Genomic DNA, 25363 nt, shown 5'->3' with positions numbered 1-25363 from the left:
CATGGCCGCTCGCACCAGCCGCGTGCTGCACCGTTCGTTGCGCGAAACGCCGCCCAAGGCGATCGGCGGCGAAGGCGTCTATCTCCTGGCCGAGGACGGACGCCGCGTGATCGACGCATCCGGCGGTGCGGCCGTATCCTGCCTGGGCCATCAGCATCCGCGCGTGATCGCAGCGATAGCGAAGCAGGCCTCGACGCTGGCCTATGCGCACACCGCTTTCTTCTCCTCCGAGCCGGCCGAGGCGCTGGCCGAGCTGCTGGTCGGCCACGAGCCCGGCGGCCTCGCCTATGCTTATTTCGTCAGTGGCGGATCGGAGGCGATCGAAGCCAGCATCAAGCTCGCGCGGCAATATTTCATCGAGCGTGGCGAGCCGCGGCGGCAGCATTTCATCGCGCGGCGCCAGAGCTATCACGGCAACACCCTGGGCGCGCTGGCCGCCGGCGGCAATGCGTGGCGGCGTGCGCCCTATGCGCCGCTGCTCTCCGACGCTTTCAGCCATGTGACCCCGGCCTTCGCCTATCACGAGAAACACGATGGTGAATCAGATGCGCAGTTTGTGGCGCGCCTCGCCACCGAACTTGAAGCCGAGTTTCAGCGGCTCGGCCCTGAGACCGTCGCGGCGTTCCTCGCCGAGCCCGTCGTCGGCGCGACCGCCGGTGCGGTAACGGCGCCGGACGGATACTTCAAAGCGGTCCGCGAGATCTGCAATCGACATGGCGCGCTGCTCATCTTTGACGAGGTCATGTCCGGCATGGGCCGCACCGGCACCACGCATGCATGGGAACAGGAAGGCGTCGCGCCCGACATCCAGGCGATCGCGAAGGGCCTCGGCGGCGGCTACCAGCCGATCGGCGCGATGCTTGCCAGCGGAAAGATCATCGACACGATCCGTGCGGGCTCCGGTGCGTTTCAGCACGGCCATACTTATCTCGCGCATCCCCTCGCCTGCGCCGCCGCGCTCGAGGTGCAAAACGTGATCCGCGAGGACGGCCTGCTCGAACGCGTCAAGGAGCGCGGCAAGCAGCTCGAGCAGCGGCTGACCGAGCGCTTCGGCAACCACCGCCATATCGGCGACATCAGGGGCCGCGGGCTGTTCTGGGCGATCGAGCTCGTCGCCGATCGCGCCAGCCGCAGCTCGTTCGATCCGGCGCTGAAGCTGAACCAGAAAATCAAGGCGGAGGCCTTGGCGAACGGGCTCGGCTGTTATCCCGGCGGCGGCACCGTGGACGGGGTCCGCGGCGACCACGTGCTGCTGGCCCCGCCCTATATCACTTCGGCTGACGAGATCGACCTGATCGTCGACAAGCTCGGCACCGCCGTCGACCACGTGTTGCGTAGTGTCAATCATTGAGGGGAGTGTAACATGATGAGGAAAGTGGTTATCGCAGCGAGCGTGCTCGCGGCATCGACGGTGGTCGCATCGGCCGCGACGCTCGACACGGTGAAGAGCCGCGGCACGCTGATATGCGGTGTCAGCGCCGGTTTTGCCGGCTTCTCCGCGCCGGACTCGCAAGGCAATTACAAGGGTCTCGACGTCGATTATTGCCGCGCCCTCGCCGCCGGCGTACTCGGCGATGCCAGCAAGGTGCGTTACGTCTCGCTGACCGCGCAGAACCGCTTCACCGCGCTCCAGTCCGGCGAGATCGACGTGCTCTACCGCAACTCCACGCAGACCTATCTGCGCGGCGTGACGCTGGGCCTGCGGCAGGGCCCGATCAACTTCTACGACGGCCAGGGCTTTGTCGTGAAGAAAGACCTCGGCGTGAAGGAGATCAAGGATCTCAAGGGCGCCACCGTCTGCGTCGCCCAGGGCACCACGCATGAGGTCACGCTCGGCGACTACGGCCGGGCGAATGGCATCGACTGGAAACCGCTGGTGTTCGACCGCGTCGACACGATGTACCAGACGTTCTTCGGCGGCCGTTGCGATGCCATGACCCAGGACGCTTCCGCGCTCGCAGGTGCCGTGACGACCGCGGCGCCGAACCCCGCTGACTACGTCGTGCTACCGCAGACCATCAGCAAGGAGCCGCTCGGCCCCTTCACCCGCAACGGCGATGAGGTCTGGAGCGACATCATCACCTGGCTGCATTACGGGCTGATCGAGGCCGAAGAGCTTGGCGTCACGCAAGCCAATGTCGACGAGATGGCGAAGTCGCAGACACCGGCGATCCAGCGCCTTCTGGGCGCCTCCGGCGATCTCGGCTCGCGGCTGGGGCTCGACAATAAATGGCTGGTCACGGCAATCAAGGCCACCGGCAATTACGGCGAGATCTACGAGCGCAATGTCGGCAAGGCGAGCCCGCTCAAGCTCGAGCGCGGCCTCAACGGCCTCTGGAGCAAGGGCGGCTTGATGTACGCGGTGCCGTTCAAGTAAAGGCCTCGCGTGTCCCGGACGCGCCGCAGCGTGCAACGCTGCGGCGCTGAGCCGGGACCTCGCCGCGACAATGGGCCCCGGCTCTGCCGCGCAATGCTGCGCATTGCGCTGCGTCCGGGGCACGAAACCTTCCATCGGGTAACGTTCAATGACGACGTCTCCTCGCATCGCCCTGATCCACGCCCTCAAGCATTCTATCGCCCCGATCGAGGCGGCGTTCGCGAAGGCGTGGCCAGAGGCGAGGCTGATGAACCTGCTCGACGACAGCCTGTCGGCTGATCTCGCGCGTGACGGCAAGCTCAACAATGCCATGACCGAGCGCTTCCTTGCGCTCGGCGACTACGCCGCGGCGACCAGCGCGGATGCGATCCTGTTCACCTGCTCGGCCTTCGGTCCCTGCATTGAGGCGGTTGCGCGCGCGCATGCGCCGATGCCGGTGCTCAAGCCGAACGAAGCCATGATCGAACGGGCGGTGACGATGGGCCAGCGGATCGGCCTGCTCTCGACCTTCCCGCCCACGCTGGCCTCGATGCCGCCGGAATTTCCGACCTCCGTCCAGATCGTGCCGAAACTTGCCGAAGGCGCGCTGGCCGCGCTCGACCGCGGCGACCGCGCGACACATGACCGGCTGATCGTGGAAGCCTCACGTGACTTACGCGATTGCGACGTCGTCGCGCTCGCGCAGTTCAGTATCGCTGCGACGGCGCCTCTCGTGGCGGAGGCTACCGGCCGCCCTGTCGTGACCACGCCTGACAGCGCTGTCGAGAAGCTGATGAAGCTGTTGGTGGCGAAGGATTAAGTGCCAGCCTTTTTCCGGCGCCGCGCGGCCTTGATCGCCGCCGCAAGCGCTGTCTTCGTTTCGCTGACAAAATCCTCCACCAGCTCCTCGCGCGTGGCATGCGCCGCCTCACCGGTGAACAGGCCCTGCTCTGCCAGCATCACCACGCCGTGCAGCGCCGCCCAGATCTTGAGCGCGTGCCGCTCGCGCAAATAGCCGACCGCGGGCGCTTCAAGAGCTTCCACCACGAGCGCAAATGTCTCGTGCGTGGCCTCGCGCAACTCGCTGCCCTTGGGCGCGCAGGACACAGTGCGCGAAGCGAACATCAACCGGTAGATGCCACTGCGGTGCAGACCGAAATCGAGCGTCGCCTGCGCCAGCCGCGATAATTTCGATTGCTTCGACGGCTTTGCCATCGCGGCCCGCAAAATCGCGCTGAGCTGCCGGAACGCCTGCGCCGTCACCGCCTCAAGCAGCGCCTCGCGATCGGCAAAATGCCGGTAGGGCGCCGGCTGGGAGACGCCGAGCTGCTTTGCAAGCGCCTTGATGCTGATCGCCTCCGTTCCGCCCCGCTCCGCCTCGCGTAGCGCAGCCTTGATCAGGGCGTACCGGAGATCGCCATGGTGGTAGGTGTTCTCGGGTTTTCGGGCAAGTTGTGAACGCATGTTGCGCAGAGCCTATAAGTTTGCGCTTGACAGGGGAAGCCTGCCGCGAATGTAATAGGCTATAACTTAGAAGAAGCGGCAATGCCGTGACAAAATTGACAAGAGGAACGCGCACCCTTCGGGTTCACGCGCGCACGACCGAGGAAGCCGCCATGACAGAGCGACTGAGGATTCACGTCGATCCCGACAAATGCCAGGGGCACGCGCGTTGCAAGGCGCTGGCGCCGGAGCTGTTCGAGCTCGACGAATACGGCAACGCCCACGAGGCCGGCGACGGCACCGTCCCGCCCGGCCTCGAAGACAAGGCCTGGCTTGCCAAATCCAATTGTCCGGAAATCGCAATCGACGTGATCGAGGAGTAGCGCACCGCCTGCCGCCCCGCGTGCCTTTCTTGAACACGAGCCCCTAGGGATTCACTGATATGTCCGACGTCAGCCAACCCGCCGCCCATCCGCCCGTGACCGATTGGGTCCATGATTTCGACCACACCGATCCGCAATGGACGGAAGATCCCTTCCCGATCTGGGACGAGTTGCGCGCCGCAGGCCCGGTCGTGCACACCGAACGTTTTCTCGGCTGTTACATGCCGACGACCTATGAGGCCGTACGCGAGATCGCCAACGACAGCGAGCATTTCTCCTCGCGCCGGATCATCGTCCGCGACGTGCGGCCGGAAATCACCAGCAGGAACTCCGCCCCGCCGATCACCTCCGATCCGCCGGTGCACAAGCCCGCCAAGCAATTGCTTCTGCCGCCGTTCACGCCGGACGCGATGAAGAAGCTGGAGCCGCGGGTGCGCGCGATCTGCAACGAGTTGATCGACGGATTCATCGCCGAACGTCGGCTAGACGCGGCGGAGCGCTACACCAAGCACATTCCGGTGCGGGCAATCGCGCACATGCTCGGCATTTCTGAGTCCGACAGCGATCTCTTCATCAAATGGATCCACATGATCCTGGAGCTCGGCATCAAGGACGAGACCATGCTGCTTCAGGCCGTGCACGAGATGAGCGCTTACTTCGGCGCCCACATCGAGGCCCGCAAGAACAAGCCGACCGACGATCTGATCTCCTACCTGATGAATGCCAGGGACAAGGAAGGCAATCCGCTCGAGGATTCCCACGTGCTGGGCTCGCTGCGACTGCTCCTGATCGCCGGCATCGACACCACCTGGAGCGCGATCGGCTCCTCGCTCTGGCACCTCGCCCGGACGCCCGCCGATCGCGAGCGACTGATTGCCGAGCCCGAGCTGATCCCGAACGCGGTGGAGGAGCTGCTGCGCGCCTATTCGCCGGTGACGATGGCGCGCGAAGTGGTCAAGGAGACCACGATCTCGGGCTGCCCGGTCAAGCCGGGCAACATGGTGCTGCTGTCCTTCCCGGCCGCGAACCGCGACCCAAAGATTTTTCCGGATGCTGACAAGGTCGTGATTGACCGCCGCGAGAACCGCCACGCCGCCTTCGGCCTCGGCATCCACCGCTGCGTCGGCTCGAACCTTGCGCGCATGGAGATGCAGGTTGCGCTGGAGGAATGGCTGAAGCGAATTCCGGACTTCGCCCTCGATCCGGCAGGCACGGTGACCTGGTCACAGGGAACCGTCAGAGGCCCCCGCCAGTTGCCATTTTTGCTTGGAAAGGCGATGTAGACCTTTCCAAACAGCGATACGAAGAGGCCGGACGTGACCGAGCAAGCAATCAGACCGGCCTCCGACCACATTGACATCTCCGACGCCAAGCGCCGGATCAAGGCGATCTTCATCGGTTCGATCGGCAATCTCGTCGAGTGGTACGACTTCTACGCCTATACCGCGTTCGCGCTCTATTTCGCTCCCGCTTTCTTTCCCGGCAGCGATCCCGTCGTGCAGCAATTGAATGTCGCCGTGGTATTCGCGGCGACATTCCTGATGCGCCCGCTGGGCGGCTGGTTGTTCGGCTATATCGCCGATCATTACGGGCGGCGCATCTCGCTGACGCTGTCGGTCGTCTTCATGTGCTTCGGCTCGCTGATCATCGCGTTGACGCCGACCTATGCCTCGATCGGCTTTGCCGCACCGGTGATCCTGGCGCTGGCCCGCATCATCGAGGGCCTGAGCCTCGGCGGCGAGTACGGCGCCAGCGCGACCTATCTCAGCGAGGTCGCTGATCCCAAACGTCGCGGTTTCTATTCGAGCTTTCAGTATGTCACACTGATCGGCGGCCAGCTCACGGCGATCATCGTGCTGCTGCTTCTGCAAAAAGTCTTCCTCACGCCGGAGGAACTGAGAGCCTGGGGCTGGCGTATCCCGTTTGCGATCGGTGCGGCGCTCGCGATCTTTGCCGCAGTGATGCGGCGCGGCCTGCATGAGACCGAAGCCTTCGAGGAAGCCAGGAAGGTTGTGAAGCCGACCGGCTCGCTTACCAACCTGCTGCGCTATCCCCGCGAACTGCTGCTGGTGGTCGGCCTGACCGCAGGCGGCACCGCGGCGTTCTACACCTTCACCACCTACATGCAGACGTTCGTGAAGCTTTCGGTCGGGCTGACCGAGGACCAGACCACCTTCGTGATCTTCGGCACGCTGATTTTCGCGACCATCCTGCAGCCAATCTATGGTGCGATCTCCGACAAGATCGGCCGCAAGCCGTTGCTGATCTTCTTCGGTGTCGCAGGCACGCTCGCAACCGTGCCGCTGCTGATGACGCTGAAGGAGACCAAGTCGCCGTTCATCGCGTTCATACTGATCTGCGCGGCCTGGCTGTTCGTCGCCGGTTACACCTCGATCAACGCGGTGGTAAAGGCCGAGCTGTTCCCGACCAATGTCCGCGCCCTCGGCGTCGGCCTGCCCTATGCGATCACGGTCTCGCTCTTCGGCGGCACGGCGCCGGCGATCGCACTCTATTTCAAGAGCATCGGGCGCGAGGAGTGGTTCTACTACTATCTCGCCAGCGTCATCTGCCTGTCGCTGATCATCTATTCCACCATGCGCGACACCAAGCACGCCTCCGCGATGCATCGCCACGAGTAGCTCATGGCCGAGGACAACGAGCCGCCCGACAGCAAGCTGACGCGCACCAAAGAAAAATGGGCGCGCGAAGGCCGCTTTTTGACCGGCAAGATCACGCGCCCGGAAGAGCAGCGCCTGCCGCCCGGCCAGCATCTGACAAAGGACTGGCCGGTGCTCGATCTTGGGGTCGTGCCGCCGGTTTCGCGCGAGCGCTGGCGGCTCGACGTCTACGGCGCAATCGAGAACCCGGTGTTCTGGACCTTCGCCGATTTCGTCGCCCAGAAGCAAGCGCAGTTCACTTCCGACATCCATTGCGTGACGACATGGTCGCGGTACGACAATGAATGGGAAGGGCTCGCGACCCGCGAGCTGCTCGCTGCCTGCCAGCCGCGCGACGACGCGCGCTTCGTGGTGCTGCATTCTTCTGACGGCTACACCACCAATCTCGCGCTGGACGACTTTGCCGCCGAGGATGCACTCCTCGCTCATAGCTGGTCCGGCCAGCCATTGTCGGACGAGCATGGCGGCCCGGTGCGGCTGGTCGTGCCGCATCTGTATTTCTGGAAGAGCGCCAAATGGCTCCAGGCCATCGAATTCCTGACCGCGGATGCGCCGGGCTTTTGGGAAGTCCGCGGCTATCATAACCGCGGCGATCCCTGGGCCGAACAGCGCTATTCAGGCGATTAGGTTCAAGCAAGAACGAGGAAAGCCCATGCCGACAGAGCGCTTTCAATTCACCGGCGAAGGCGGCCATCAACTTTCGGCCGCACTGGAGCTACCCGACGGCGAGCCCGCGGCCTTCGCACTGTTCGCGCATTGCTTCACCTGCGGCAAGGACACGCTGGCCGCCAAGCGCATCTCGGTCGCGCTCGCCGCCAAAGGCATCGCCGTGCTGCGCTTCGACTTCACCGGGCTCGGCTCCAGTGAGGGGGATTTCGCCAATTCAACGTTCTCCTCCAACGTCGCCGATCTCGTGCGCGCGGCGGATCATCTGCGTCGCGTCCGAAAGGCACCGTCCATCCTGATCGGTCACAGCCTCGGCGGCGCCGCGATCCTCGCGGCAGCCGGACACATTCCGGAAGCCAAGGCGGTTGCGACCATCGCGGCACCATCCGATCCCGCCCACGTCACCGGTCTGTTCAAAGAGCATATCGACACCATCCGTGCGCAGGGTGAGGTCGAAGTCTCGCTGGCGGGACGCCCGTTCCGGATCAAGCGCGAATTCCTCGACGACATCGCCGAGCACGAGCTGATGAAGGACGTCACCGGCCTGCACAAGGCCCTGCTGGTCATGCATTCTCCGGTTGACGATACCGTCGGCATCGACAATGCGACGAGGCTCTTTGTCTCGGCCAGGCATCCCAAGAGCTTCGTCTCGCTCGACCATGCCGATCATCTCCTGACCAAGCCATCCGACGCCCTCTACGCGGCCGACCTGATCGCGGCTTGGGCGAGCCGGTACATCGACACAGCCAACCCCGCGAAGGCGATGGACCTCCCTGAGGCACCGCGCCAGGTCGTGGTGCAGGAGACCCGCAAGAGCAAATTCAACCAGACCATCTCCGTCGGTCCGCATCGCCTGATCGCGGACGAACCGGTCGCCGCCGGCGGCGATGATGCCGGTCCTGGTCCCTATGATTTCCTGCTTGCCGGTCTCGGCGCCTGCACCTCCATGATTATGCGCCTTTATGCCGACCGCAAGTCGCTGCCGCTCGATCGTGTCACCGTCACGCTGAAACATTCCAAGATCTACGCAAAAGACTGTGCCGAGTGCGAGACACGCGATGGCATGCTCGACCAGATCGAGCGCGACATCGCGATGGACGGCACACTCGATCCCGAGCAGCGCAAGAAGTTGATGGAAATCGCCGACAAGTGCCCGGTGCACCGGACCCTGACCTCGGAAGTCCGCATCGTGACGAAGGCTGTGGACTAGCGCGCTAGAAGCACGACACCATCGTCCGCAACGCCGCGGTGATCTCGCTTTCTCGCCAGGCCGCGAAGCCCAGCAGCAGGCCGTGATCGCAGGGACGGCCGAGCGCAAGGCTGGACAAAGCCCGCGTTTCAACCCCTGCCGCGACGAGCCGCTTTACCGCGGCCTGATCGGCCCGACCGCGCTTGAGGCGCGCGACGAGCTGGATGCCGCCCGGGGGCACTTCGACCGAGAGAACCTCGCCGAGATGACGCTCCAATCCCTCGACGAGGTGATCGCGGCGGACGTGATAGAGCCGGCGCATCCGGCGCAGATGCGCCAGGAAATGCCCGTCGGCAACGAATTCGGCCAGCGCTTCCTGGATGTGGCTCGCGGCGATCAGCCCGATGTGCCGCTGTGCGATTTCCAGGGTGTTGACCAGTGCCGGGGGAACGACGAGATAGCCGAGCCGGATATCCGAGGTCATCGCCTTCGAGAACGTGCCGACATAGAACACGCGGCCATGGGCATCGAGCCCCTGCAAGGCCGGCACCGGCCGGCTGTCATAATGGAATTCCCCGTCGTAATCGTCCTCCACGATCCAGGTCTTGCCGGGCCTGCTCAGGCCAAGAAATTCGGTGCGGCGCGAGAGTGACATCAGGCGGCCGGTCGGGTGCTGGTGCGACGGCGTCATGAAGATCAATTTCGGCGCCGCCAGTCCCGGAATCCGCTGCATGCCCTGTTCGTCCAGCCTCATCCCGACCACGCGCGCGCCGGATGCGCGGAAGGCCGCCGTGGCGCCGGGATAGCCGGGGTCCTCCACCCAGACGTCGTCGCCGGGCGTGATGACGGCAGCCGCAATCAAGGTCAGCGCAGCCTGCGCGCTCGGCAGAATCAGGATCTGATCCGCCTTGGCGCGAACGCCCCTGCTGGTCGCGAGGTAATGCGCCAGCGCCTCGCGCAGGTGCGTCCGGTTGACCGGCCCGAGTTCGCGCTTGGCCGCGCGCACGGCGCTGCGGCGCAGGCAGCGCGCCCAGACCTCGTTCGGAAACTCCCTGAAGTCACCGTGCCCGGGACGCAAGGGTCTTAGTTGCGCCTGATACGACATCGGCCAGTCGGTCTGCGTGAGGCTCGAAGCCCAGGGTGAAAGCCGCGGCTTGCCGGCGCGCACGCGAGATGCAACGGCGTCCGTTTTCTCGATGCGCTCGCCGTCGACCGTGACCATCGGACGGCGCCCATGCGAGGCCTCGAGATATCCCTCGGCGGCAAGCTGCTCGAAGGCATAGGTGACGGTGTTGCGCGAGACGCCGAGATCGCTCGCAAGCCGGCGGCTCGACGGAAGCGTGCGGCCTTTGCCGAGACGGCCGGTCGCGATCAAGCTTCGGAGCTGGCTCGTCAGTTGAGCCGCCAGCCCCTCCTCGTCAGCCCGCTTCAGGTCGAGCAGGGCGGAGATCATGCCTTCCGAAACTGGCACCTTATTCCTCTACAATCTGGCACTTTTTCAGGCTCCAATTGATGCTATCCGCTGAACCGGACTGCTTCAAGGACCTCCACAATGAACTCCCTGTCACCCCGCGCGGCCGTTGGCCTGTTCCTCATCGTCGTGCTGGCCTGGGGCATAAACTGGTCGGTGACCAAGCAACTGGTGCAGTTCGTCCCGCCGCTGTGGAGCGCGGCGATCCGGAGCTGGATCGCTCTGATCGGTCTCGCCGCGATCCTCGGGCCGAGCAACAACCTGGTGATCCCTGACCGGCGTGACATTCCGGTCGTGCTCAGCGTTGCACTGCTGCACATGACGTTGTTTTCGGTTCTGGTTGCGTCGGGTCTGCGCTTCCTGCCCGCAAGCAAGGGCGTCGTGCTCGGCTACACCACGCCGCTCTGGGTCGCGCTCGCTGCACCCCTGCTCGGAAAGGACACCCTGACGGCGCCAAAGCTCGCCGGCGCGCTGCTCGGGCCGATCGGCCTTGTCGTCATCCTGAACCCGGCCTCGATCGACTGGACCAATACCAACGTCGTGTTCGGCGCCGGCATGGTGATCCTGGCCGCGATCTCCTGGGCCGCGAACATCATCTATATCCGCGCGCATCGCTGGATTGCGTCCCCGCTCCAGCTCCTGATCTGGCAGGTGCTCGTGGCGACAATTGTGCTGTCAGTGAGCGCGACAATCGCGGATGGCCTGCCGCATGTGGAGTGGTCGTGGAGGCTCGTGTTGCTGTTCCTGTATTCGGGGCTGATCGGAACGGTGCTGGCCTATTGGGCGATGTCGATGGTGAACAAGAGCATCTCGGCTTTGACGACTTCGCTCGGTACCACCGCAACGCCGCTCGTCGGCATCGCCAGCGCCGCGATCCTGCTGGGTGAGCCGATCGACATGAGTCTTGTGATCGCGGCCGCGCTGATCGTCACCGGCATCGCTCTCGCGACGCTCGGCGATCGCCTGCTGCGCGGTCAGGCCACCGCGAGAGGCTGAACGCGCAGGACGCCGCGCAGGCCCGCCGTGGTGCCGAGCAGGATGCCGGCGACGGCGACGAACGAGCCCAGCGCGAGCGTCGACACGCCAGTGAGCCCTTGCCCGATCGAGCAGCCGAAGGCCATCACGCCGCCGATGCCCATTAGGGCGGCGCCGCCCGCCGATCGCAGCATGTGGCGTGGCGAGGAATAGCCTTCGAGATGGAATCGGCCTGTGACAAGCGCGGTGACGAGACTGCCAGCGAGGACGCCGGCAATTGTCGCAATGCCGAAATTGAGCGTCAGGCCGGTCGAGAGCATGGCGTATTGCAGCGCATCCGCGATCGGCGCGATGAAGGTGAGCGAGGTCACCGGCACCGGGTTGAAGTCATCCGCGCCGAGATAGCCGGTGACGAACCAGCCGCCGGCGACGAGGAGACCGACGATGGCACCGGCTGCGATCTGTCCGTGCGAACGCCGGAAAGGTGGGTGTGCGAAAGCAAACAGGATAAGCACAACGACGATGACAGCAGCAGCAATCGCGCGCGAAACCGCTTCTGCCGGACCGAACGTCGCCAACAGTGACGGCAGCGAATTCAAGTGGACCGTGGTTTGCGAGGCCTGCACCAGCGCGATGCGCGCCGGCGCGATCAGACCCTTGAGCGTCATCTGCGCGGCAATGGCCAGCACGACCACCACGACGAAGGAGCGGAGATTGCCGCGGCCGAGCAGCACCAGCGCCCGCGAGCCGCAACCGTTCGACAGCACCATGCCGTAGCCGAACAGCAGACCGCCGAGTAACAGCACCGGCACCGAAAAGGATTGTTGCAGATAGATCGATTTGCTGAGATCGACCATGCCGTTGCCGGCGAAGAATTGGCTCGCGGCGGTCGCAACCGCGATCGCCAGCGCATAGGTCCGCACCAGCCGCCCGTCCCCTTCCGCCAGCCAGCCGCGCATGCTGCTCATCAGGCAGAAGCCGCTGAGCAGTCCAACGGCGCCGTAAACGAGGCCAATGACGAGGCCGGCGAAGATGACAAGTTGGGTGGATGACTCCATGATCAAGGCTTCAGGATCACGCGATCACGCGACGAGCCGGCAACGGCGACATAGGCCTCCTTTGCGCGTTCGAGCGGATAGACGGCGTTCGCCTTGATCGGGAACGGCTTCAGGTGCCCGCTCGCAAAGCCCGGGCCGAGGTCACGCAGCACAGCGCCTGTCGCGGCCGACGGCAGGCCGAGCGTGTCGATGCCGACATAGGTGTGCTGCCCGCGGTAGAATTCGAGGATGTTGAACTGCACGATGCGGTCGATCGCTGCGATCAGGATCTGGCGGCCGCGAAGTGCGAGCGACTTGTGCGCCGCCTGGAAATAGGGATCGCCGACCGTGTTGAAGACGATGTCGGCGCCTTTACCATCGGTCAACTCGCGCACGCGCGTGGCGACATCGGTGGCGGAAGCGTCGATCACCTCGATCGCCGCGTTGGCATGGCCCTCATAAGCTTCCGCCTTGCGCACCACGCCGATGACGCGCGCGCCCTGACAGGTCGCGATTTGCACCGCCGCTTGACCGACCTTGCCGTTGACGCCGAACACCAGCACCGTTTCGGCGGGCTTTGGAATGCCGGCGCGGCGGAAGCCCTCCATGGCCGTGACGAAGGGCACGCCGATGCCGGCCGTCTCCTCCCAGGACAAAGTCTTCGGCTTGGCTACCACCGCGTCAGATTCAACGACGAGATGGCTGGCGTGAGTGCCGTCGCGGCGGATGCCGAGATCGCCGGAGGAGCCGAACACCTCGCGGCCGATCGTACCGGACGGCCCGTCGATCACCACGCCAGCGTAGTCGCGGCCGGGCGTGCGCGGGAACACAGCATAAGGCATCAGCCCGGTCGCGGCCTTGACGTCGGACGGATTGACGGCGGCGGCCTTGACCTCAATCAGGAGATCATTCGGACCGCGCGTGAGCGTATGACGTTCGACGCCAGGGGCAAGCGTGGCGGCGTTCTCGGCCTTGGCATTGAGGCGCACGCAGCGCGCTTCGACGGCTTTGGCATCGGCTATGGACATCGAAAGACCCACGGGACTTCTCGCGGGCCTTGTCGCCTTTGGGGGCGGTCAAGTCAATCCTTCGGCCTCTTGTCGTAGAGGCGCTTGGCCTTGCCGAGCGAGCGCTCCAGCGTGGCCGGCGCAACCACGCTCACCCTGGAGCTGATGCCGATCGTGTTTTTGATTTGGGTCGAGATCCGGCTCGCATGGTCGAGAAGACCCCGGCCGTCCCAACTCTCCGGCCGCGCCTCGGCAATGATGGTCAACTCGTCCATGCGGCCTTCGCGAGTCAGCTCCAGAATGAAATGCCCGCCGCACCAGTCGGTGGCGAGCAGAACCTCCTCGATCTGGGTCGGGAACAGATTGACGCCCCGCAGGATGATCATGTCGTCGGAACGGCCCGTGACCTTCTCCATCCGCCGCATGCCCGGCCGAGCCGTGCCCGGCAGCAGCCTCGTCAGGTCGCGGGTTCGATAGCGGATCACCGGAAATGCTTCCTTGGTGAGCGAGGTGAAGACCAGTTCGCCCTTCTCCCCGTCGGGCAGCACCGCACCCGTTTCCGGATCGATCACTTCAGGATAGAAATGATCCTCCCATATGTGCAGGCCGTCCTTGGTCTCGATGCATTCCTGCGCAACGCCGGGGCCGATCACCTCGGAGAGACCGTAGATGTCGGTCGCGTCCATGTCGAAGGCATCCTCGATCTCGCCGCGCATCGCGTTGGTCCAGGGCTCGGCGCCAAAGATGCCGACCTTGAGCGAGCATTGACGCGGATCGAGCTTCTGACGTTTGAACTCGTCGAGGATCGCCAGCATGTAGCTCGGCGTCACCGTGATGATGTCGGGCCGGAAGTCATTAATCAGCTGCACCTGCCGCTCGGTCATGCCACCGGAGATCGGCACCACGGTGCAGCCGAGCTTCTCCGCGCCATAGTGCACGCCTAGCCCGCCGGTGAAGAGACCGTAGCCATAAGCATTGTGGATGATCATGCCGGTGCGGCCGCCGGCGGCGCGGATCGAGCGCGCCATCACCTCCGACCAGGTGTCGATGTCGGCCTGCGTATAGCCGACGACGATCGGCTTTCCTGTCGTGCCGGAGGAGGCATGCACGCGCACCAGTTTTTCACGGGGCACGGCAAACATGTTGAAGGGATAGTTGTCGCGCAGGTCCGTCTTCACCGTGAACGGAAATTTCGCGAGATCCGAGAGCTCGCGAAACTCCGACGGGTGCACGCCGGCCGTGTCGAAGGCCTTGCGATAATGCGCGACGTTGTCGTAGGCGTGCTTCAGCGACCAGGCCAGCCGCTGCGTCTGGAGCGCCATGATCTCGTCACGCGACGCGCGCTCATGCGCGTCCATTTCGGGGCGATAGGTGTTGCCACCTTCCTTGAGCCTCGTCAGAGCCATCCTCGTTTCCCCATATCATTGGTTTGTTCTTTTTCGTTATTGATCTTGCGCCGGCAGCCACGTACCGGGAATGACCCGCGAATGCCCGCGGAATTCCGCGATGACGGTATCGCCGGCGGTGATGCGCACGTCGTAAATGCCGGAGCGGCCGCCGCGGCTGACTTCGCACGCTTTTGCGACGAGGCGGTCGCCGAGCTTGCCGGGCTTGATGAAGGTGATCTGGCCCTGCGCGGCCACCACGCGTTCATTGTGCGAATTGCAGGCAAAGGCGAACGCGGAATCGGCGAGCGTGAAGATGAAGCCGCCATGGGCGATGCGCTGACCGTTGACCATGTCCGGCCGCACATTCATCGCCAGGGTCGCAAAACCCTGGCCGATCTCGACGATTTCCATGCCGAGGCCCTTTGAGGCATCATCCTCCGCCCACATCGCATCGGCGCAGGCGCGGGCAACATCCTCAGGCGACAGGGCGGCTTTGATGTTCACGCGCATCTCCCGGCCAATTGCTTACCCGCAATGCTCTGCTGCTTGGCCATAACTGTCAAACATGGTCGTAGTCGACCACGACCCGCTCCGACGATGGCTTCGCCTGGCAGGTCAGGACAAAGCCGGCCTTCAGCTCCCAGGGTTCCAGCGAATAGTTGATGTCCATCGGCGCCTCGCCCTCGACCAGCTTTGCACGGCAGGTCGAGCACATGCCGCCCTTGCAGGCGAAGGGCAGATCGATGCCGGCGCGCAGTGCGGCATCCAGGATCGCCTCGTCCTCGGCAACCGGCACGTCGCGACGCTTGCCGTCGATGATCAGTGACGCCACCGCTTTCGGCGGCGCGTCGGGCGCAACGATCTTCTTCGGCCGCGGCTTGCCGCCGAACTCGGAGACGAAGCGCTCGACGTGGATACACTCTTCCGCGATGCCAAGGCCGCGGCAGGTCGCCTCGATCTCCTCGCTCATGCCAAGGGGTCCGCAGATGAAGATGTGATCGATGCTCGCGGCAGGAACCAGCGAGCGCAGCAGCAGTCTCACCTTATTACCGTCGAGCCGGCCATGCAGGACCGGAATGTCCTGTTCCTCGCCGGAGATAACGTGGAAGATCGAGAGGCGGTCGATGAAGCGATCCTTGAGCTCTTCAAGCGCCTCGAGGAACATGATGTTGTCGGTCGCGCGATTGCCGTAGAACAGGAAGAAATGGCTGTCCGGCTCACGCGCAAGCGTGCCCTTGACGATCGACAGGATCGGCGTGATGCCGGAGCCGGCGGCAAAGCCAACATGGATGCGGCCGGCGCCGGCCGGCGGGACCACGCCGAAGCGTCCTGTGGGCGTCATCACGTCCAACTCGTCGCCGCACTTCAAATCGTCCGCCGCCCAGCTCGAGAATGCGCCGCCGTCGACCTTCTTCACGGCGATGCGGATCTCCCCATCGTCAGGACCCGAGCAGATCGAATAGGAGCGGCGCACCTCCTCGCCATCCAGTATGGTGCGGAGCGTGAGGTACTGGCCGGGCGTGAAAGCGTAGTCGCCGGCGAGTTCACCGGGGATGGCAAATGTCAGCGATACTGCGTCGGACGCCTCGCGGCGAAGGTCGTTGACGGCCAGGCGATGGAAGCGCGGTGCGGCTGCTGACATGGTCAATGACACTTGAAATAGTCAAAGGGTTCGCGGCAGGCCTTGCAGCGCCACAGCGCCTTGCAGGAGGTCGAGCCGAATTCGGACAGCAGCTCGGTATTCGCTGAGCCGCATTGCGGGCACGCAACGGCCTGCTCGCCGAACAGCGCCCGGCGCGAATTCGAGGCTTGCGGCGGCGCGATGCCGTAGGCGTGAAGCTTCCGGCGGCCCTCCTCGCTCATCCAGTCGGTGGTCCAGGCCGGCGACAGCACAGTGCGGACCTTTGGACCGCGGAAACCAGCCCGCTCCAGCGCGACCTCGATTTCCAGTGCGATCATGTTCATCGCCGGGCAACCCGAATAGGTCGGCGTGATCGCGACCTCGACATCGTCGCCATCTAGAACGACATCGCGGAGCACACCGAGATCAGCGATGGTCAGCACCGGAATTTCGGGATCGACCACGCTGGCCGCGGCGTCCCAGGCGCGTTTGCGCAGTTCGCTGTCGCGCTCCAGCACCGTCACCATGTCTGCCCCGGGAAAGTGCGCTGCATCGACTGCAGCTCGGACAGAAGATGGCCAAGATGCTCGCTGTGCCGGCCGGTACGGCCGCCCTGCTGCATCCAGTCGGTCTGCGGCAGCTCAAGCGTGGCTTCACTGACGACACCCGACAGCGTCGTCAGCCAGCGACCGCGCAAGCTTCCCGGATCGATGGCGATATCGGCGTGGATCAGGGCGCATTCGCCTTCATCGACGGCGAACATCTCACCGGTAAACGCCCAGAGATGATCGATCGCGGCCTGCGCGCGGGCGCGGCTTTCATCCGTGCCGTCGCCGAGCCGGATGATCCACTCCGAGGCATGGCGAAGGTGATAGGCGCTCTCCTTTTCGGACTTGGCGGCAATCGCTGCAAGCGTCGTGTCGCGCGAGGCCATCATCGCCCGCCAGTAGAGATCGGCGAAGGCGGAATAGAAGAACTGCCGCACCAGGGTCTGGGCAAAACCGCCATTGGGCTGCTCGACCAGCAGCAGATTGCGGTATTGCCTGACATCGCGCAGGTAGGCGAGTTTGTCCTCGTCGTTGTCCTTGCCTTCGGCCTTGGCGGCGTAGGTATAGAGCTCGCGCGCCTGGCCGAGGAGATCGAGCGCGATATTGGAGAGCGCCATGTCCTCTTCCAGCATCGGCGCATGTCCGCACCATTCCGAGAGGCGATGCCCGAGGATCAGCGCATCGTCGGCGCGGCGCAAGGCATAGAGCACCAGCGGTGTTTCCGAGACCTGGATGTTGGCGACGGGCATCTGTCCTATCCACTTGTTAGAACCTCATCCTGAGGAGGCGCGAAAGCGCCGTCTCGAAGGATGGGCCGCGGGTCACGGGCCTTCATGGTTCGAGACGCCGCTTCGCGGCTCCTCACCATGAGGAGAGAGAGCTACATGTGTCCCACTTCGTCGGGCACCTCGTAGAACGTCGGGTGACGGTAGATCTTCGATTCCGCAGGCTCGAACATCATGCCCTTCTCGGCGGGATCGCTCGCGGTGATCGCGGTCGACGGCACGACCCAGATCGAAAGACCCTCGCCGCGACGGGTGTAGATATCGCGCGCGGCCTGCAAGGCCATGGTCGTGTCGCTCGCGTGCAGCGAGCCGACATGTTTGTGTGCGAGCCCGTTGCGGCTGCGAATGAAGACTTCCCAGAGCGGCGTGTTCGGCGTGGCCATCGCGATCTCCCTATTCCGCGGCTTGTGCAGTCTGACGGCGCGCGCGCTTTGCGGCGTAGGCGGCTGCCGCCTCGCGCACCCAGGCGCCCTCGTCGTGCGCCTTGCCGCGTGCGGCGAGCCGATCGCGGTTGCAGGGGCCGTTGCCGGCGAGCACCTGCTTGAACTCGGTCCAGTCGATCTCGCTGTAGGGCCAGTGCCCGTCCGCATCCTGAATCATGCCGGGGTCGGGAATGGTGAGGCCGAGATATTGCGCCTGCGGCACGGTGGCATCGACGAATTTCTGGCGCAGCTCGTCATTGGAGAAGCGCTTGATCTTCCATTTCGTCGAGGTGTCGCTGTGCTGGCTCGTGGCATCGGGCGGGCCGAACATCATCAGCACCGGCCACCACCAGCGGTTCAGCGCTTCCTGCGCCATTGCCTGCTGCTCGTCCGAGCCGCGGCACAGCGTCAGCACGATCTCATAACCCTGGCGCTGGTGGAACGACTCCTCCTTGCAGACGCGGATCATCGCGCGCGCGTAGGGGCCGTAGGAGCAACGACACAGCGGGATCTGATTCATGATCGCGGCACCGTCGACCAGCCAGCCGATGATGCCGATGTCGGCCCAGGTCAGCGTCGGATAGTTGAAGATCGAGGAATATTTTGCCTTGCCCGCGAGCATGGCGTCGACCAGCTCTTCACGCGAGGTGCCGAGCGTCTCGGCGGCGGCATAGAGATAGAGCCCGTGGCCGCACTCGTCCTGCACCTTGGCAAGCAGCGCAGCCTTGCGGCGCAAGGACGGCGCGCGCGTGATCCAGTTGCCCTCGGGCAGCATGCCGACGATTTCGGAATGGGCGTGCTGGGAGATCTGGCGGGTGAGCGTCTTGCGATAGGCCGCCGGCATCCAGTCGTTCGGCTCGATGCGCTCCTCGGCATCGATGCGCGCCTGGAACTGCGCAGCCTTGGCCGCGTCCTCAAGACCGCGATCATCGGTCTCGGTCGTGCTCAGCGCCTGGGTATACATGCGCATCCTCCCGTTTTATTTGGGAGGCAATATATAACAAGAATTATCTCATGCAAGGTATTTCTGTAACATAAAGATCAAGCCTCGAACCTCCTTTCCAGGAGTTTTCGCGCCGGCGGCAATGGCCCCTTTTCATTGGTTCCATGACCATCAAGCCATTGTTCTGATGCAGCAAGCAGCGCGCGATAGATCTCGCCGCACAGCGCGCGGGCAGCCTTGCCCGGCCAGTCTGCCGGAAGCAGACTTTCGGGCAGCAGCGGATCGCGCAGCACGACGCGGCGGTAATAGTGGATCAGGAGGATGCGCGCGGTAAACGCGTCGGCCGCGGACAGCTCCGTGCCGCGCGCAATCGCGGCGCGCAGCGGCTCGAACGTCTTCATGAACTTGAGATAGGCGTCCGCGGTGCGGTCCAGCGGCCAGCTCGCACTGAGCAGGCGCCGACCACTGTCATCCTCGGCGGAGACTTCAAGGCGGATCGCGCCGGCGGCTTCGTCCGGCACCGGCACGCCCGACGGCGCGACCCACACGCCCGGCAGCGGACTACCGAAGCCGGCATTGCGGAGCGCCTCGCGCGAGGCGTCGCGATCCCAGCCATTGCCGATCAGCAGCAGTTCGAAACGTCCGGTCCAGTCAGATGGCGGCGGATCGTAGATGTGGCGCGTGGCGGCTTCGAAGATCTGGCGGCCTTTGTCGGCCAAGCGATAAAAACTGTTGCGGCCGACCTTTTCGCGCGTCAGCCAGCCGTCGGCGGCAAGCCGCGACATCGCGGTTCGCACCACGCCGCTGTCGATATCCAGACTTTCGAGGAATTCCAGCAGCGTGCCGAGCCATACCGAGCCGCCACGCGGCACGATGGCGTCACCGAACACGGTGATCACGATGGAGCCGGTGCGCGACGGCTCGCGCTTGAGCTGGTCGATGATGCGGGACAAAGGATACGCCATGCGCGAGGCATAGCGCGTTTGGTGCGGGCGCGACAATGGACGGGTACGACAATGGAAGCGAGAGCCGGGCTCGATCCTTCGAGACGGCGCTGCGCGCCTCCTCAGGATGAGGTCTAATCGCTTCGCTTGCTTTAAATCCTCATGGTGAGGAGCGCGACGAAGCCGCGCGTCTCGAACCATGCAGGCCGCTTACCGATGCGGATCGGGATAGACCAGGCTGCGCCAGCCGCTGCGGTCGAAGGGCCGCCAGTTGCCTTCCTTCTGCGCGAGGCGGTCGCCGATGGCATAGACCGCAGCCGGGTGATGGCCCATGCCGCAATGGCTGCTCTCGATCTCGATGCTCTCGGTCTGGGCGCCCGTCTTCTCCACGCAGCCCTGCCAGGCGCAGACACCGTCGGTGCGGCTGAAGATCGCGGTGGTCGGCACCGGCGGCGCAACGGCGAGATCGCCGCCAAACTGCGGATCGAGCTCGTCGGACTTCCGCCCGCTCGCCCATTCATAGACGCGCCAGGCATTGGTCGAACGGGGATCGCCGGCAAAGGGGCTGCCGAGCGTGATCACCTGGCGCACGCGGTCGGGCATCATCTTGGCGAGCTGGCGCGCATAGAGACCGCCGAGGCTCCAGCCGACCAGGCTGATCTTGCGGCCGTGCGCGTCACTGAGCTCCCGGACCAGATCCACCATCGCGTGCTGCACGCCCTCGCGCAGGCCGTAATTGCGGCCCTGGCGCCAGCCGCTCACCGCATAGTCCTTGCCCGACAGAAACGTGCGGAGCGCGCGCGTGGACGCGTCGGTGGCCACGAGGCCGGGCAGCACCAGCACCGGATGCCCATCGCCGCGCGGGGCGAGGCTGAGCAGCGGAAGCGCGCCGAGGAATGCGCCGAACTCGTGGATCGCGCGCCCTTCCAGGAACATTAGGGTGCGGGACGGCGGACTCGGCGTCTGGGCAGTAGCGGTCATCAATGGTCCCCTGGGAAGAATTGCTGAAAAGGCTACCGGTGGCCTGCCGGCAAATGGGTATGGGATTCCAACACGCCGGCTTCTCGATCGTTCCGCAGCGCAACATGAATCAGCTAGGCAGCCGGTTCCCCGACATTCAATCGGGAGAGACGCGGGGCCACAATAGGCCCGCGCGTTAATGCTAACGTTCGTAACGCAAAAGTCACAACAATCGAAGCAGGGATTCCACGGAGTAAAGTGCAAGTCCCGCGAGCCCGCCGATCAGCGAGCCGTTGAAGCGGATGTATTGCAGGTCGCGGCCGATGTTGATTTCGATCAGCGAAATCAGCTGCGCCATGTCCCACGACTTGACCTGGTCGGAAATGAAGGTCGAAACCCCGCTCTTCTGGTCTGCGACGAAACTGCGCAGCACCGCCACCAGACCCTTGTTGATCTCGCCGCGCAGCTCGGCATCGCCGGCGAGCGCTTCGCCCGCCGCGACACACATGCCGGCAAGATGATGCTGCAACACCTGTGTCTCGCCGCTCGCGCTGCGTTCGATGAAAGAGCGCGTGTTGGCCCACACAGTGCGGGCCAGATCAGCAAGCTCGGGCCGCGCGAGCAGATCGCGCTTCAGGCCGGCGATGCGATCGACATAGGCTTGGTCAGTGCCGAGCCGGTCGACGAAGGTCAGTACCATGCGGTCGAACTCGCCGCGGAACGGGTGCTTGGGATCGGCGCGCACCTCATCGAAGAAGGCGGTAGCGGAAGCCACGATCTTGTTCACCAGAAATTTGTCGGCGCGATAAAGCCTGAGCAAGGTCGGCAATTCCGCGCGCACCTTCTCGCGGATCATCGCCATCGTCTCCGTCTGGTTCAGCGTCTCGTGCATCACGCGCAGGAGATCGTCGAACAGGATCTGATGGCGTCCCTCCGCAACAAAGCCGCGCAACGTGCCGGCCGCGAGCGGCGCCAGGTCGATTGCCTGGAGCTGCGAGGACATGCGGCGGATGATGAAGGTCATCAGACCGGAGCTCTCGGTCGCGGAGACGGCCTCCGGCAACAGGCGGAGCGCGAAGCGCGCGAGATCGTCGCTTCGCTTGCGGTCGCGGAGCCAGTCGGCGACAAAGGAGCCGAAATCGATCTCCTTCAGCTTGGCCTCGACGGGACCAACCTCGAGGAAATGCACCTCGATGAATTCGCCCAGCTTGTCGGCGATGCGGGCCTGGTTGCTCTGGATGATCGCGGTGTGCGGGATCGGCAGGCCGAGCGGCCGCCTGAACAGCGCCACCACTGCATACCAGTCCGCGAGCCCGCCGATGGTCGCGGCTTCCGCGAATGCAGCGATGAATCCGAACACGGGATGCACGGGGAGAAGCCATTTCGCGACGACGAACAGAGCGAGCGTCGACGCCAGCACCAGCGTCGCCAGTGCCTTGATGCGACGCAGCTCCGCCGCGCGTTCTGCGTCGCCGGGAGTATCAAAAGAAAAGGTAGCGAGTGAGGACATAACTGCATCACAGTACTCGTCATTGCGAGCGAAGCGAAGCAATCCAGAATCTTTCCACGGAAAGACTCTGGATTGCTTCGTCGCTTCGCTCCTCGCAATGACGGCAGCGCAAAAAAACAAAGGCCCGCCGAAGCGGGCCTCAAATTCAGTTTCTCGTCTCAGGCAGATCAGGCGGTCTTGTTGTAGACCTTGGCAAAATTGTCCTGAGCGGACTTCGCACCGTTGGCTGCAAGCTTGCCGAGATAGTCGGTGGTCGCCTTGGCGCGCGAGACGAACACTTCGCCGCGCGAGCGGAGCAGTCCCGACTGGATTTCGACGGCTTCGCTGAACGACTTGGCGGAGGCGAGCTTGTCGATACCGGCGAAGAACGCCTGGGCGTCGTCATAGATCGCCTGCTGGATATTGCGGCTGATCTTGCCGGCCTCGGTGACGGATTCGGTCACGGCGTTCTCGACGGCGGCGGTCACGCGCTCGGAGCCAGCGAACACCTCGGCAGCACGGTCCTTGGCAGTGTTGGCAGACTTCTTGACGAACTCGCGGGCGGCCTCGGGAACTTCCAGGTTCTGGATGTTCTTGAACGCGTCCTTGAAGCCCTCGAAAGCGGTGTTGGTTTCGGTGGTCATTGGGGTCTCTCCATCCTCATTTGTTTTGAGCTATGGGCTCACCCCGTCCGCATTGGCCCGGGGCATGGCTTATGTGCCATAGTTAATGGTGCGATGCAACATTCATGTTGCACCGCGATATCACGAAACCGTGAATGGCGTTGATAGGAGGTATTATGCGGCCTCCGTAACCATCCGGTTCCCGGACAGCCCCCAATGGGAGCTCAATGCTGGACGGCGCCAGGCAGCCCATAGGCCTCCATCTGGGCCTGGACCTGCGCGATGTTATGACCGAGCACGACAATGTCGTGGGTCTTACCGTCGACGTCCCGGACATGGTCGCGCAACAGCGCCTCGGCCTTGAAGCCGAGGCTCTCGAACAGCGCGATGGCCGCCTGCTGGTCGACGGTCATCTGGACAGACAGCTTTTCGAGGCCGGCGCCGAGCGCGAGCGCAAAAGTCTCCTGCGACAGCGCCTTCCCCACCCCCTTTCCGCGGACGTCGGGCGAGACCACCATGCGGATTTCACCGACATGGGGCGACCAGGAATGCGGGTCGCGCACCAACGTGCCGCAGCCGACGACCGTGCCGCCCCTGACCGCCAGCAAGCTCGTGATCGCACCGCGCTCGATCTCCTTGACCCAGGCCGACAGCACCTTTGGCTCACTGATGTTACGCGGCAGGAAAAGGAGATCGTGAGACGGCAGGCCCTTGCCGAAGGCGAGCACCGCAGCCTCATCCGTCGGCGACATCAGGCGGATCTCGATATCACCGGCATCCGTGTTGACGCGACGCGGATAAGAACGTTGCTCACTCATGTCGATCTCTTCCCCAGCCAGGAATCCAGTTTCGGCCACAGCCGCTTCACCGCATTGGCGCCGGCGACGAGGGAGACATGACCGCCTTTCAGCATCACCTCTTCCTTGTCCTCGGATCCAATCTTGGCGATCAGGTGTTTTGCGGCCTCATACGGCACGATGTGGTCATGCTCGGCGACCGCATGCAGGAACGGCACCTTGATGTCCTCGAGCTTCGCAGCACGGCCGCCGACCGACATGGTGTCGTTGAACAGCTTGTTGTCCCACATCAGGTCCTTGGTGATGGTCCGGAAATATTCCCCCGCCAGCGGTAGCGTGTCGGTCGCCCAACGGTCGAACATCCGGTAGGACTTGACGAACTCGTCGTTCCAGATGTTCTCCCAGAGCTGGATCTGGCTCACCGTGCGCGAGGCCGGGCGCAGCATCTCGAACGACGACAGGATCATCTCCGGCGGCACGTTGCCGACGCTGTCGACCAGGCGGTCGACGTCGAAATAGCGCCGGTCGGAGAAGTTCGCGAACAGCTTCATCTCGCGGAAGTCGATGGGCGTGGTGAAGCAGATCAAATTCTTCATCGGCCCGCCCCTGTAGATCGAGCCGTAGAGCAACGACAGCACCCCGCCGAAGCAATAGCCAATCACGGAGACGTCCTGTTCGCCGGAATCCTGCTGCACGCGGCGGATGCAGTCCGGGATGAAGTCGAGGACATAGTCCTCCATTCGCAGGCTCTTCTCCTCCGGCCGCGGCGCGCTCCAGTCGAGCATGTAGACGTCGTAGCCGCGCTTCAAGAGAAACTCGATGAAACTCTGGCCGGGCACGAGGTCGAGAATGTAACCGCGATTAGTGGTCGCCATCACGATCAAGATCGGAATTCGATAGATCTCGTCGGACATCGGCCGATAATGGTAGAGGCTCATCGTGCCGCGCGAATGCAGCACGTCCTTCGGCGTCGAGCCGAGCGTCGGACCGGAGGTCGAGAAATATTCCACACCCTTGATGCTGCGCTGGATCGCGCGCTGCACCTCGGACTGGATACGCTCCGGGATCGATGCGAAATCAAGTCCGGTGGGTGCATTCATGTCTGCTCTCCGCCCTCGGACGGCGGGCGCTTGGTGCGCGGCGGCCGCAACGCTGGATCGAAGCCCTGAGACGCGCCGGAACTTGCCGCCATCTGGCTCAGCATCGACTTGATCTCACCGATCTGTCCTTCGATGGACTGCAGCCGTTCCGCAAGACTCGTGACCTGCTCCCGGCTCGGCAGATTCATGGAGACCAGGTATTTCTCCATGAGCTCACCGAGCTGCTTCTGAGCACCTGCAGCAACGCCGCCGGCCCGGTTCATAGCTTGCGAAAACTCGGGCGACGACATGGCCTGATTGGCGAAGGAGTTGAACCCCTTCTCCATCTCGCCCACCATCTTCTGCCACATGGCAACGGGGTCATTGGTCTTGTCGGTCATCGGCGTCCTCCTGAAATCGAGAGCTTCGACGCCCTTCCTTTTTTCGCCATACCACACCGTTGCGAGGTGCCGGTCAACCGGCAAGCAGCGGGTGCGGTGTCGCGCACGCGTCTTCATCGCGACGGGAAACCGTGCGATACAGCATTGATCAAAAGCCA

The 25363-nt window shown here is 64.1% G+C and carries 27 protein-coding genes; 9 read left to right on the top strand and 18 right to left on the bottom strand.

All coding sequences use genetic code 11. The annotated features are described in order from the left end of the window. Position 1 precedes the first annotated feature (1 nt). The 3 genes from IVA74_RS28350 (at position 2) to IVA74_RS28340 (ending at position 3176) form a co-directional block, all read left to right on the top strand. Positions 2-1351, top strand: coding sequence for an aspartate aminotransferase family protein (locus tag IVA74_RS28350; RefSeq protein WP_247349744.1), 1350 nt, complete (start codon positions 2-4; stop codon positions 1349-1351). 12 nt (positions 1352-1363) lie between these two features. Beyond that, on the top strand, positions 1364-2377 hold the full coding sequence (locus IVA74_RS28345) for an amino acid ABC transporter substrate-binding protein (RefSeq protein ID WP_247349742.1): 1014 nt from the start codon (positions 1364-1366) through the stop codon (positions 2375-2377). Positions 2378-2525: 148 nt separating this feature from the next. Next, positions 2526-3176, top strand: coding sequence for an aspartate/glutamate racemase family protein (locus tag IVA74_RS28340; protein ID WP_247349741.1), 651 nt, complete (start codon positions 2526-2528; stop codon positions 3174-3176). Here the strand turns inward: IVA74_RS28340 and IVA74_RS28335 are convergent. Continuing rightward, positions 3173-3820: a TetR/AcrR family transcriptional regulator gene (locus IVA74_RS28335; protein ID WP_247349740.1), complete on the bottom strand. Its 648-nt coding sequence runs from the start codon at positions 3818-3820 to the stop codon at positions 3173-3175. The two genes, IVA74_RS28340 and IVA74_RS28335, sit on opposite strands and share 4 nt — an antisense overlap. Before the next feature lie 152 nt (positions 3821-3972). On the opposite strand from IVA74_RS28335, the gene IVA74_RS28330 reads away from it, so the two are divergent. Genes IVA74_RS28330 through IVA74_RS28310 form a run of 5 tightly spaced genes read left to right on the top strand, consistent with a single transcriptional unit; the run spans position 3973 to position 8736 of the window. Then, positions 3973-4182, top strand: coding sequence for a ferredoxin (locus tag IVA74_RS28330; protein WP_247349739.1), 210 nt, complete (start codon positions 3973-3975; stop codon positions 4180-4182). Positions 4183-4241: 59 nt separating this feature from the next. Then, positions 4242-5465, top strand: coding sequence for a cytochrome P450 (locus tag IVA74_RS28325; RefSeq protein ID WP_247349738.1), 1224 nt, complete (start codon positions 4242-4244; stop codon positions 5463-5465). A gap of 33 nt (positions 5466-5498) precedes the next feature. Then, entirely contained in the window at positions 5499-6821 is a 1323-nt protein-coding gene (locus tag IVA74_RS28320; protein ID WP_247349737.1) for an MFS transporter, read from the top strand. A gap of 3 nt (positions 6822-6824) precedes the next feature. Continuing rightward, positions 6825-7487, top strand: coding sequence for a sulfite oxidase-like oxidoreductase (locus IVA74_RS28315; protein ID WP_247349736.1), 663 nt, complete (start codon positions 6825-6827; stop codon positions 7485-7487). 25 nt (positions 7488-7512) lie between these two features. After that, the gene (locus IVA74_RS28310; RefSeq protein WP_247349735.1) at positions 7513-8736 is read left to right on the top strand and encodes a bifunctional alpha/beta hydrolase/OsmC family protein; all 1224 of its coding nucleotides are present in this window, start codon (positions 7513-7515) and stop codon (positions 8734-8736) included. Between the two features lie 4 nt (positions 8737-8740). On the opposite strand, the gene IVA74_RS28305 is transcribed toward IVA74_RS28310, so the two are convergent. Then, positions 8741-10168, bottom strand: a complete 1428-nt coding sequence (locus IVA74_RS28305; protein ID WP_247350240.1) for a PLP-dependent aminotransferase family protein — start codon at positions 10166-10168, stop codon at positions 8741-8743. A gap of 99 nt (positions 10169-10267) precedes the next feature. On the opposite strand from IVA74_RS28305, the gene IVA74_RS28300 reads away from it, so the two are divergent. Then, positions 10268-11182, top strand: a complete 915-nt coding sequence (locus IVA74_RS28300) for a DMT family transporter (protein ID WP_247349734.1) — start codon at positions 10268-10270, stop codon at positions 11180-11182. On the opposite strand, the gene IVA74_RS28295 is transcribed toward IVA74_RS28300, so the two are convergent. The 16 genes from IVA74_RS28295 to IVA74_RS28220 form a co-directional block, all read right to left on the bottom strand. Continuing rightward, the gene (locus IVA74_RS28295; protein WP_247349733.1) at positions 11161-12219 is read right to left on the bottom strand and encodes a YeeE/YedE family protein; all 1059 of its coding nucleotides are present in this window, start codon (positions 12217-12219) and stop codon (positions 11161-11163) included. The genes IVA74_RS28300 and IVA74_RS28295 overlap by 22 nt on opposite strands. 2 nt (positions 12220-12221) lie before the next feature. Further along, on the bottom strand, positions 12222-13226 hold the full coding sequence (locus IVA74_RS28290; RefSeq protein ID WP_247349731.1) for a zinc-binding alcohol dehydrogenase family protein: 1005 nt from the start codon (positions 13224-13226) through the stop codon (positions 12222-12224). 53 nt (positions 13227-13279) lie between these two features. After that, complete coding sequence (paaK, locus tag IVA74_RS28285) at positions 13280-14611, bottom strand: phenylacetate--CoA ligase PaaK (protein ID WP_247349730.1); 1332 nt, start codon at positions 14609-14611, stop codon at positions 13280-13282. A gap of 36 nt (positions 14612-14647) precedes the next feature. Then, a complete protein-coding gene (gene paaI, locus IVA74_RS28280) occupies positions 14648-15097 on the bottom strand; it encodes a hydroxyphenylacetyl-CoA thioesterase PaaI (protein WP_247349729.1) in 450 nt (149 codons plus the stop codon). A gap of 55 nt (positions 15098-15152) precedes the next feature. Continuing rightward, positions 15153-16235 carry a 1,2-phenylacetyl-CoA epoxidase subunit PaaE gene (paaE, locus tag IVA74_RS28275; RefSeq protein WP_247349728.1) on the bottom strand — a complete coding sequence of 361 codons (1083 nt, stop codon included), beginning with the start codon at positions 16233-16235 and terminating at the stop codon, positions 15153-15155. Positions 16236-16237: 2 nt separating this feature from the next. Continuing rightward, positions 16238-16741: a 1,2-phenylacetyl-CoA epoxidase subunit PaaD gene (gene paaD, locus IVA74_RS28270; protein WP_247349727.1), complete on the bottom strand. Its 504-nt coding sequence runs from the start codon at positions 16739-16741 to the stop codon at positions 16238-16240. Beyond that, on the bottom strand, positions 16735-17511 hold the full coding sequence (gene paaC, locus IVA74_RS28265; protein ID WP_247349726.1) for a 1,2-phenylacetyl-CoA epoxidase subunit PaaC: 777 nt from the start codon (positions 17509-17511) through the stop codon (positions 16735-16737). Before paaC ends, paaD begins: the two co-directional genes overlap by 7 nt. Positions 17512-17642: 131 nt before the next feature. Further along, a complete protein-coding gene (gene paaB, locus IVA74_RS28260; RefSeq protein WP_247349725.1) occupies positions 17643-17930 on the bottom strand; it encodes a 1,2-phenylacetyl-CoA epoxidase subunit PaaB in 288 nt (95 codons plus the stop codon). A gap of 10 nt (positions 17931-17940) precedes the next feature. Next, positions 17941-18933, bottom strand: a complete 993-nt coding sequence (gene paaA / locus IVA74_RS28255) for a 1,2-phenylacetyl-CoA epoxidase subunit PaaA (protein ID WP_247349724.1) — start codon at positions 18931-18933, stop codon at positions 17941-17943. A 77-nt stretch (positions 18934-19010) separates the two neighbouring features. Then, positions 19011-19877, bottom strand: coding sequence for a phenylacetic acid degradation operon negative regulatory protein PaaX (paaX, locus tag IVA74_RS28250; protein WP_247349723.1), 867 nt, complete (start codon positions 19875-19877; stop codon positions 19011-19013). Between the two features lie 189 nt (positions 19878-20066). Then, entirely contained in the window at positions 20067-20837 is a 771-nt protein-coding gene (locus tag IVA74_RS28245; RefSeq protein ID WP_247349721.1) for an alpha/beta hydrolase, read from the bottom strand. Positions 20838-21039: 202 nt separating this feature from the next. After that, on the bottom strand, positions 21040-22326 hold the full coding sequence (locus IVA74_RS28240) for a DUF445 domain-containing protein (protein ID WP_247349719.1): 1287 nt from the start codon (positions 22324-22326) through the stop codon (positions 21040-21042). 167 nt (positions 22327-22493) lie between these two features. Further along, positions 22494-22949 carry a phasin gene (locus IVA74_RS28235; protein ID WP_247349717.1) on the bottom strand — a complete coding sequence of 152 codons (456 nt, stop codon included), beginning with the start codon at positions 22947-22949 and terminating at the stop codon, positions 22494-22496. Positions 22950-23152: 203 nt separating this feature from the next. Next, positions 23153-23746 (bottom strand): GNAT family N-acetyltransferase, encoded by a 594-nt coding sequence (locus IVA74_RS28230; protein WP_247349716.1) that lies wholly within the window; start codon positions 23744-23746, stop codon positions 23153-23155. After that, positions 23743-24825 (bottom strand): alpha/beta fold hydrolase, encoded by a 1083-nt coding sequence (locus IVA74_RS28225; RefSeq protein WP_247349715.1) that lies wholly within the window; start codon positions 24823-24825, stop codon positions 23743-23745. The genes IVA74_RS28230 and IVA74_RS28225 overlap by 4 nt, the downstream gene beginning before the upstream one ends. Beyond that, positions 24822-25205: a hypothetical protein gene (locus tag IVA74_RS28220; RefSeq protein ID WP_247349714.1), complete on the bottom strand. Its 384-nt coding sequence runs from the start codon at positions 25203-25205 to the stop codon at positions 24822-24824. The genes IVA74_RS28225 and IVA74_RS28220 overlap by 4 nt, the downstream gene beginning before the upstream one ends. Positions 25206-25363 lie beyond the last annotated feature (158 nt).

This window comes from Bradyrhizobium sp. 132 (assembly GCF_023074185.1).
Lineage (GTDB): Bacteria > Pseudomonadota > Alphaproteobacteria > Rhizobiales > Xanthobacteraceae > Bradyrhizobium.
The sequence above is the reverse complement of the archived record's forward strand: the minus strand, read 5'-3'. Positions and strand labels throughout refer to the sequence as shown.

Excerpts from the sequence above, each read along its gene's own strand:
- IVA74_RS28350 (WP_247349744.1), top strand. The coding sequence starts at position 2 with ATGGCCGCTCGCACCAGCCGCGTGCTGCACCGTTCGTTGCGCGAAACG.
- IVA74_RS28345 (WP_247349742.1), top strand. The coding sequence starts at position 1,364 with ATGATGAGGAAAGTGGTTATCGCAGCGAGCGTGCTCGCGGCATCGACG.
- IVA74_RS28340 (WP_247349741.1), top strand. The coding sequence starts at position 2,526 with ATGACGACGTCTCCTCGCATCGCCCTGATCCACGCCCTCAAGCATTCT.
- IVA74_RS28335 (WP_247349740.1), bottom strand. The coding sequence starts at position 3,820 with ATGCGTTCACAACTTGCCCGAAAACCCGAGAACACCTACCACCATGGC.
- IVA74_RS28330 (WP_247349739.1), top strand. The coding sequence starts at position 3,973 with ATGACAGAGCGACTGAGGATTCACGTCGATCCCGACAAATGCCAGGGG.
- IVA74_RS28325 (WP_247349738.1), top strand. The coding sequence starts at position 4,242 with ATGTCCGACGTCAGCCAACCCGCCGCCCATCCGCCCGTGACCGATTGG.
- IVA74_RS28315 (WP_247349736.1), top strand. The coding sequence starts at position 6,825 with ATGGCCGAGGACAACGAGCCGCCCGACAGCAAGCTGACGCGCACCAAA.
- IVA74_RS28310 (WP_247349735.1), top strand. The coding sequence starts at position 7,513 with ATGCCGACAGAGCGCTTTCAATTCACCGGCGAAGGCGGCCATCAACTT.
- IVA74_RS28305 (WP_247350240.1), bottom strand. The coding sequence starts at position 10,168 with ATGATCTCCGCCCTGCTCGACCTGAAGCGGGCTGACGAGGAGGGGCTG.
- IVA74_RS28300 (WP_247349734.1), top strand. The coding sequence starts at position 10,268 with ATGAACTCCCTGTCACCCCGCGCGGCCGTTGGCCTGTTCCTCATCGTC.
- IVA74_RS28295 (WP_247349733.1), bottom strand. The coding sequence starts at position 12,219 with ATGGAGTCATCCACCCAACTTGTCATCTTCGCCGGCCTCGTCATTGGC.
- IVA74_RS28290 (WP_247349731.1), bottom strand. The coding sequence starts at position 13,226 with ATGTCCATAGCCGATGCCAAAGCCGTCGAAGCGCGCTGCGTGCGCCTC.
- paaK (WP_247349730.1), bottom strand. The coding sequence starts at position 14,611 with ATGGCTCTGACGAGGCTCAAGGAAGGTGGCAACACCTATCGCCCCGAA.
- paaE (WP_247349728.1), bottom strand. The coding sequence starts at position 16,235 with ATGTCAGCAGCCGCACCGCGCTTCCATCGCCTGGCCGTCAACGACCTT.
- paaD (WP_247349727.1), bottom strand. The coding sequence starts at position 16,741 with ATGGTGACGGTGCTGGAGCGCGACAGCGAACTGCGCAAACGCGCCTGG.
- paaC (WP_247349726.1), bottom strand. The coding sequence starts at position 17,511 with ATGCCCGTCGCCAACATCCAGGTCTCGGAAACACCGCTGGTGCTCTAT.
- paaB (WP_247349725.1), bottom strand. The coding sequence starts at position 17,930 with ATGGCCACGCCGAACACGCCGCTCTGGGAAGTCTTCATTCGCAGCCGC.
- paaA (WP_247349724.1), bottom strand. The coding sequence starts at position 18,933 with ATGTATACCCAGGCGCTGAGCACGACCGAGACCGATGATCGCGGTCTT.
- paaX (WP_247349723.1), bottom strand. The coding sequence starts at position 19,877 with ATGGCGTATCCTTTGTCCCGCATCATCGACCAGCTCAAGCGCGAGCCG.
- IVA74_RS28245 (WP_247349721.1), bottom strand. The coding sequence starts at position 20,837 with ATGACCGCTACTGCCCAGACGCCGAGTCCGCCGTCCCGCACCCTAATG.
- IVA74_RS28240 (WP_247349719.1), bottom strand. The coding sequence starts at position 22,326 with ATGTCCTCACTCGCTACCTTTTCTTTTGATACTCCCGGCGACGCAGAA.
- IVA74_RS28235 (WP_247349717.1), bottom strand. The coding sequence starts at position 22,949 with ATGACCACCGAAACCAACACCGCTTTCGAGGGCTTCAAGGACGCGTTC.
- IVA74_RS28230 (WP_247349716.1), bottom strand. The coding sequence starts at position 23,746 with ATGAGTGAGCAACGTTCTTATCCGCGTCGCGTCAACACGGATGCCGGT.
- IVA74_RS28225 (WP_247349715.1), bottom strand. The coding sequence starts at position 24,825 with ATGAATGCACCCACCGGACTTGATTTCGCATCGATCCCGGAGCGTATC.
- IVA74_RS28220 (WP_247349714.1), bottom strand. The coding sequence starts at position 25,205 with ATGACCGACAAGACCAATGACCCCGTTGCCATGTGGCAGAAGATGGTG.